Origin of the sequence: Methanosarcina sp. 1.H.T.1A.1, assembly GCF_000979295.1 — an archaeon.
In the GTDB taxonomy this organism is placed as follows: domain Archaea; phylum Halobacteriota; class Methanosarcinia; order Methanosarcinales; family Methanosarcinaceae; genus Methanosarcina.
This window is the reverse complement of record NZ_JJQY01000085.1, coordinates 61,667-69,417: the sequence shown is the minus strand read 5'-3', so window position 1 is coordinate 69,417 and position 7,751 is coordinate 61,667. Positions and strand designations below refer to the sequence as shown.

Here is a 7,751-nt window from a genome sequence, read left to right as displayed (position 1 = left end):
AGATGTGTATAAGAGACAGATATATACATACCTCACGAGGATATATTTATTAGATATAAATGTCAAAATATCATATATAGTCCTTTATTTTTATATGAAATAAACCTGCTAAACTCAAACATAGCAAATCGGAAGGGATTAAAGCAGCAGTTGGTGGAAATTCTTGAGTGACCAGCCCGGTATACATGATAAGACTTTTAGTCAGGTTTCGGATGAGAGGATAAAGACTGCAAGACAGCTGGGAGCCCTTTTTGAGGTTTTTCCTGAGCGGAAGCAGGCATTTGAAGACCTTTTAAGGCTTTGCTCTGACAGGGACAGTGCGGTCAGGGAAGAGGCTGTCAATTCCCTTCAGACGGTTTTTCCTAATGTACCTGATAGGGAGCTTGTCTGGGAGAGGTTTGTAAACCTTACGGCTTATCCGTCAGAGATGGTAATGAGAAGGGCAGTAAATGCTCTGATTACTGTTTTTCCACTTATGCCTGATAAAGACCGGGCATGGAAAGATCTGGCTGAGCTGGTAAATTCAAAATCAAGTATGGAAGACGTTAGCAGGGGAATCGTCCGCTTGCTTCCTGACGTGGCCCGTGAGATCCCGAATAAGGGGCAGGCCTGGGAAGACCTGCTTGAGATGACTTTTTCAGATGACTCTTATGTGCGGGAAAAAGCGGCTTCTATTTTAAATATTGTTTTTCATGAAATGCCGGGTGGAAGGAAAAATGACGCCTGGGAAGAATTACTGAAACTGGCAGGCGAATCCGGAGATTCAAATGTCAGGGAGTTGGCTGCAAGGTCTATTGGGGAGGTTTTTCCATCTTTGCCTGATGAAAAGAAAGATGAGGCCTGGGAAGAGATGCTGGAACTGGCAGGAAAATCCGTAGATCAGGCAGTGCAAAAGGAAATTCTGCTTGCTCTGCCTTCTGTCTTTTCTTCTGTACCTGAGAAAAAAAGGGTATGGTGTGACATTTTCAGGCTTACGGAAAATGAGAGCGGACCTGTAAGAAAGCAGGCAGCAGATGCCCTTGTGGCTATATTCCCTGATATGCCCGACAGAACCAGGGTATGGGCTGATTTCCTGAGGCTCACCAGGGCAAGGGACGGGTACATAAGGGATACTGCTGCAGATGCGCTTTCAGCTGTATTCCCGGGTCTGGACGACAAAGATCTCGTCTGGAAGAAACTTATTGAACTCACAGGGGATGAGGACGAATATGTCCGGAGAACCGCAGCTGATACTCTCAGTAAGGTTTTTCCACACGTGTCCGACAAAAATCAGGCATATTCGGACCTTGTGCATCTGGCTGAAAAGAAGGATAGTTATGTGCTCAGGAGAGTCGTAAATACTCTTGCTTCTGTCTGCCCTCAATTCTGTAATGGGTATGAGATAAATGAAGTGGAAACGGAAACAGGAAAAAATAAAGAGAAAGAAGAATGGAGAGAAAAGAGAGAAAAGTGGGTAAAAATGGGAGGAAAGTGGGAGGGAGAAGAGAAAAGTAAACCTGCAGGTTTTTACGAGCTGGCATCAGAAACAGAAAATAGAAAACCTGCTTTTGACCTCCTGAAGCTGACTGGTGACAGGGACAGCGATGTACGAAAAGACGCAGCTGAGTCCTTTGCCAGAGAATACCCTCACCTGCCGGATAAGAAAGAAGTCATAGGAGAGCTGCTAAGCCTGATACAGGACCCGGACCCGCAGATGCGGAGAGGTGCAATCGAGTCTCTACTCACTATTTATTCTCGAAAGGAAGGCAAGACGCAGGATCTCTGGAGTGAACTTCTTAAAATGTCAGGGGATGGAGACACAGGCGTCAGAAAGGGCACTGCAGGACTGCTTTCCCACGTATTCCCAGCGGTTGAGGAAAAATCCGGAGTTTTTTATGACCTTGTCAAACTCACTGAAAGCCAGGATGCCCAGCTCCGGAAAAGAGCGGCAGAGCTTCTTGCCGTTGCATTTGCATATTCCGATAATAAACAGAGGGCATGGAACGATCTGTTGAGGCTTACATCCGTTGAGGATAGGGAAGTCAGGAAAGGGGCGGTACTTGCTCTTGCATCCGGATATACAGATATTCAGGACAAAGGAAAAGCCTGGAGTGACCTTATCAGGCTTTCAACTCATAGCGACAGTTTTGTGCAGCGGGCTGCAACACGAGCTCTTGGCCCTGCCTTTTTCTATGTGCCTGATAAAACACGGGCATGGAGAGACCTGCAGGTTCTGATCGATAACCCTTATATCTATGTCCGCAGGTACGCACTCCGCTCCCTTGGAAGAGCTTCCCTCTGGAGGGCACTCAGGGCGGAAAATGAGGCCACTTATCTTTTCGGACTTAAGGAAGCTGTCAAATACTTTAAAGAAGCATTTGGAACTTCTGTTGACACCGCCATCCCTGAGTTCTACTCTCCATTTTACGAGACTTTCCTGCAAATACTTTTCAGCGACAGTCCGGAGAGGGCTGCAAGGCTCGGAAGTGAGAGATACCTCTCAAAGCTAGCCCATGAGATCAGGGATCTGGAAGAAAATCAGAGGCTTCTGGAAATTCTGGGAGAGTTCACAGGGCTTCTTAGAGCAGCAGGAACTCTGACTCCCGGAGATCTGCCTGCTCAGAAAAAACTGCTTGAAACCTGTGTTGCAGCTTATGATAGGGTTTCAGGCCTTCTGGAGGCCATGGAAGAAGACGTTATTCTTGCACAGAAAACTGTGAAAAAAGAGTATCCCAGGATTGGAAAGGTAGTTCTGGAACAGAAGTTAAAAGAGACACTTTCCGGAATCCGGTACAGAGCAAGGACAGCCTGCCTGAAGGCAAAGGGTACTCCCACGGAAAAAATCGTGTGCACTGTAAGCCAGAAGGTCAGGGAGTGGATTTTTCAGGACCTTGAAAAAGACAAAAAAGAACTGGACAGGCAACTTGATTCTCTGCTCAATTTTCTCAGAGCCCAGATCCCCAATGTTCCTGAAAACCTGTACATTTTTGAAAAACTTGAAGATATCAGGCAGGAACAGGACATGCTGGAACGCTACAGGCGCGTTGGCAGATTCATAGGCCTGATCCCCGGAGTCAGGATGCCAAAAGGTTCAGGCAAATAAGGGCCCTTTACCTGTAATTTATATCCAATCTTGCCAATCTCGTTATTATGTACGAAGCAGGTATTGAAATGACAGACGAGGACTTTGAATTTGCAAAGTCTCCTCTATCAAAAAAATTCATTCGCCTCGTATTTGAAAAGTATCAGCTGGACTACATCGCTTATTTCGGGGAAAATATGTTCTATGTCTCAGGGCAAAACTCCCAGCCTCTGACTCCATTATATCCCAATACCGGATACCCTGAAGATATTGAACTGGTTTTAGATTTCATGGCGTGTGAGAGAATCCGCAGGATAAAATACGAGGATGGAATACTTTTCAGGTCTTCAGTTCCGAGACTATCTGATTCGGGAAAAATAGCTAAAAATAAATGTGAAAAATATTGATATGAAAAAGGGGCTCAGACATATCTGTATTTGATACAGAAACCCAATTATTTTTTTTCTTTTGTTCGGGTTATTTATAGTTTTATTGCAATAATTTACATCACAAAGTTTCTCTTAATCGTTAGGAGGGGTATTGAATGATACATCTATGGGAGTATGATTCTCGCAGGATTCATGGTGTGCATATGCCACAACTGATGAGCGACCTTGAAAAAATGGGAAATGAGGGCTGGGAACTGATTCTAATTAAGGAAGATATTGATGATGAAGGAACAGTAACTGCAATTTTCAAACGGAAGAAGGCAGAAACCATATCTCTGTAACCAAATATTCTCAAACACTCTTTAAATATTTTTTATTTTTTTATTTTTTATTTTAATAATACTTTTTTCCTACTAATTTATTAAACGAATTTGATCCTCTCAAACATATTTGATCCTCTCAAACATTAATACTTTAATGCTTTCAAGAAAACAAATTTAATGCTTTCAAAGAGAGAAGTTTATTTATATTGATAGTAAGTTATTTATCTACTTTCCCAGTATTTAATTATATGAAAAATTATGACCCTGTTAAGGCTATCTATGCAGTTATAATCACACTGGTTTCTTTATATGCCTTATATATAACATCAGCTTTTTTTTATGTTATTGTTCTCAGTGCTCTTTTTGCTTACGTTATTCATCCTGTGTACTTTTTTTGCCTCAGATTCATAAAGCGCAAGCAGACTTGCGCCCTGATCCCGCTTGGCGCAATCTTTCTTCTTACAATATCCTCCAGTGTTATGATAGTGAAGGCTTTAATGAATGAGATTTCAAAAATTTTAGAAATTCCAAATACCCTTAACGGGTTTGCAAATATGGATCTCAGGAGGATAGTCGGGCTTTTTGAGCCTTTTATCCAGACTCATCCCGGAAAACTGACTGAAAGCATCGGTGCATACTTTAACTCCCTGGTCATGGATTATGTCCCCGAAATCCAGAATAATATATTCCAGATCTCAACCAGCCTTTCGATCCTGATTGTAGAGCTGATAGTAATTGTTGTCCTGACCTATTACCTTCTCGTAGAAAGCGAAACTATCGCAGCCGAACTCCCGAATCTCTTTCCGGACAGGAAAGTGGGAGTTATATTCCTCGGGGAGCTCAATTACATTTACCAGAGCCTTTTCATAGTCTACTTCCTGACCTGTCTCGTGACCGGTGTAATCGGGGGAATCCTTTACTGGGTACTTGGAGTCCCTTATCCTCTTATCTGGGGAATTATAACCTTCATAATGGCTCTCCTGCCAGTTGTCGGAGCAGGCACGGTCTACGGCCTCCTTGCCCTTTACTATGTCCTCATACAGGACTTTTTTACAGCAGGAGCCCTGGTTTTCCTGGGAATCGTCTTCCTGAGCCTTATCCCTGATTTCTTAATAAGACCAAGGCTTGCCAGAAACCGGGCTGCAATCCATCCGGCAATTACTCTTATAGCCTTTGCAGCGCCGGTCTTCGTTCTTGGCCCGATCGGAATCATTATAGGTCCACTCACATACGGGTTTTTGCTTGCAGCCTTCAGAACAAAGAAAATACTTGGAATTACCCCTGTCCAGACAGGAAGTTCAACTGCAAGCTCAATTGAAAATTCGGTTGAAAGAACGATAAAAAAAGCAGTTGAATTCCCGGTTGAAAAATCAGTTGAAAAATCAGTTGAGATTTCCAGTGATCACATTTTCAGTCCGGAAATTAACCCCTGGAATGATAGAGAAAAAACGGTATGAATCTAACTTATGAAATAGATAAATTTTCATATAGTTGCATGCTTTACAGATATATTTATATAATATATCTGTCTCGTAGGTACGTTAAAAATAAAGATACGTATAATCTGTTATTAAAAACTCATTTTTGTTTTTAATCAAAGAGCTCTATACAATCTTATTTTTAAACTATTGACTATCCGCTATAAGCGGAGGTGAAACGAAAATGGCTTTTAATGACAGAAATTTCAGAGGAAATTCCGGAGGTTTCCGCGGAAACAGCGGTCCCAGGGAAATGCACACTGCAGTTTGTTCTGATTGCGGCGTTGAAACTGAAGTGCCTTTCAAACCTGACCCAGAAAGACCGGTCTACTGCAGGGATTGCCTTCCTAACCACAGGGCTCCCAGAGAGAACCGCTATTAAGTGTTATCCGTGTAACTGAGTTACATAACACTTCATTTACAATTTATTACTTTCCTTTTTTTGTATATGTGTTGCACCCGAATTGCGATTCACTCGAATTGCGCTTTGGGATTATGGGCATTAATAATCGTTTTGTCCGGTAGACTTCTACTTTATTGTGTTTGATGAACGCCAGTGAAATTTGGGGCAAGAGGTCTTGTGTAGGAATGGCCTGAGCCTTCAAAGGTTATCCATTATCGCTTTAGAGTTCGTACGAAAAGTTTGCCAGGCAATTAATGTACGACGAGTTTTTGAAGGCGGATGAAGGCTTCCAGTAGATATGTTAACGTCAAACTTTTCAGGGACACTGTTTTTAAATTTTCAAACAGGTGTTTAAATAAAGCTCTTTGTCACAAAGTCTAAAAATTTATAGTTGGTCCTGAATAAGTATACTATACTTAAATCATGCCCCATTTTTTTATATATTAAGCAGTGTCTCAAAAAAACATTGTCTCAAAAAAGCAGTGTCTCAAAAAAAACATTGTCTCAAAAAAGCAGTGTCTCAAAAAGCATTGTCTCAAAAGCAGGTTTAGTCACACTGATACGCTTCTTTATCCCTCATAATATCTATACAAAGCTGGAGGGTATTATCACAAAGTCCGGAATAATCATTTTATTATTTGAAGAAAAGATTGCGTTCCCACCTGAATTCTGGAAGTTCCGAATACTTATAAGAGATGCTTTTGTTTTGGGAAGAGGTTTGAGGTACTTGACTCATAGGCTGTGAGTTTTGGTATTATCTCTTTATTTATGGGGTAGTTTTTCGGAGTGGATGTTGAAGTATGTTTGGAATAGGTGTTTGCTAATTTGGCGTAGAGAGATGAGAACGCAAACTATACTAGGCACTCACTGTATATAATATTTTCAACAAATAATATTAGTTAACCATTATATCTGATAGTTTATTGACATAACTTTTCATCACAGATATAATATTATATCGGTAGACAAACCGTGTGCGGCCTCCCACTCAATCGGGGCATCAGTAGAAATATATTTATTTGATTTTTTAAAAAACACTATATAGTACTTGGTCCAATTCTTCTTTAATATATTGATGTCAAATGATTCTTTTATTTTTAATATCGTTCCGAAACCTGAGGAGGAAGAGGCATAAAAAAATTTAATTTCATTTTGATTCTGATTATTGGGGTACTGATCACAGCAAATGCAGCTGATGCCAGGCCAGCAGGTACCATAATAAAGGAAGGTGTACTGACGTATCCTGCAGGACCTTATCTCACAGAAGACCCTCTTCTATTGGGCCTTGAAAATTACGGAGATGATAACAAGATACAAACATCAGACGATTCTGTTAAAAAATATGATTCTGAAAAGGAGTGCCTAGGTTATTATAACAACAGAGAGTATATTATTCCCTGGAACCCGGGTGCTGGAACCCTCTGGATCTGCCCCTCTTATCTTCTTTTGATCTATTATGACTGCAATACGGAAATACTGCAGCCAGGTTTCGCTTTTCTTTGCTGTTCTACTTTTCCCTCTTTCAACCTGATAACTTTATCCGCCCCATTCAATGCTACTTCTCACTAACCGCCACAACTTTTGTCTATAAAACGGGTAGAATTCAATCAATTATATTCAAAAAAGTCATATTCAAAATCTTTTATCACCTTCAACAGGGTTCAACTGGATAAGATTAGACGGATTTCTAAAAACAGCTGTTCAGGCTCCCTGAATAAAACAAAAATTATGCACTCGAGAAACAGGTAAAACAGAAACAGGAGTGTGCATTGAGTTTTATTAAATAGAATTCACCGGACTCATTGTACGAATTGAACTCATTGAATTCCTTGCTGAAAAGGAATAGGAAAAAATCTTAAAAATCAGTTTCTTTTTTGAAGAAAAGATTGCGTCCCCACCTGAAAATATCTGAAAGTTCCTAAGGGTACTAAGATATTTATTTGTTTGGGAAGAGTTTTGAGGTATTTGATTTGTGGGTTGAGAGGTTTATTTCGTCTCTTTATTGTGGAGTAGGTGTTTGTTTGCTAGTGGGGTTGTTAGATGAGAACGCAAATTATACTATGCAGTTCTCATATATAATATTTTTAACATGAAATG

Annotated in this window: 6 protein-coding genes; all 6 read left to right on the top strand. The window is 40.8% G+C overall.

Features of this window, described 5'->3' with window-relative positions:
• The first annotated feature begins 163 nt into the window (after nucleotides 1-163).
• The 6 genes from EO95_RS08455 (at nucleotide 164) to EO95_RS08430 (ending at nucleotide 7,223) form a co-directional block, all read left to right on the top strand.
• Nucleotides 164-3,082, top strand: coding sequence for a HEAT repeat domain-containing protein (locus EO95_RS08455; RefSeq protein ID WP_048133805.1), 2,919 nt, complete (start codon nucleotides 164-166; stop codon nucleotides 3,080-3,082).
• A gap of 68 nt (nucleotides 3,083-3,150) precedes the next feature.
• Nucleotides 3,151-3,468, top strand: coding sequence for a hypothetical protein (locus tag EO95_RS08450; protein WP_235282928.1), 318 nt, complete (start codon nucleotides 3,151-3,153; stop codon nucleotides 3,466-3,468).
• Nucleotides 3,469-3,605: 137 nt separating this feature from the next.
• Nucleotides 3,606-3,791 (top strand): hypothetical protein, encoded by a 186-nt coding sequence (locus EO95_RS08445; protein ID WP_048133801.1) that lies wholly within the window; start codon nucleotides 3,606-3,608, stop codon nucleotides 3,789-3,791.
• A gap of 230 nt (nucleotides 3,792-4,021) precedes the next feature.
• Nucleotides 4,022-5,230: an AI-2E family transporter gene (locus tag EO95_RS08440; RefSeq protein WP_048133800.1), complete on the top strand. Its 1,209-nt coding sequence runs from the start codon at nucleotides 4,022-4,024 to the stop codon at nucleotides 5,228-5,230.
• Nucleotides 5,231-5,435: 205 nt separating this feature from the next.
• Complete coding sequence (locus EO95_RS08435; protein WP_048133798.1) at nucleotides 5,436-5,633, top strand: CxxC-x17-CxxC domain-containing protein; 198 nt, start codon at nucleotides 5,436-5,438, stop codon at nucleotides 5,631-5,633.
• Between the two features lie 1,173 nt (nucleotides 5,634-6,806).
• Nucleotides 6,807-7,223, top strand: a complete 417-nt coding sequence (locus EO95_RS08430) for a hypothetical protein (RefSeq protein ID WP_048133796.1) — start codon at nucleotides 6,807-6,809, stop codon at nucleotides 7,221-7,223.
• The last annotated feature ends 528 nt before the right edge of the window (nucleotides 7,224-7,751 follow it).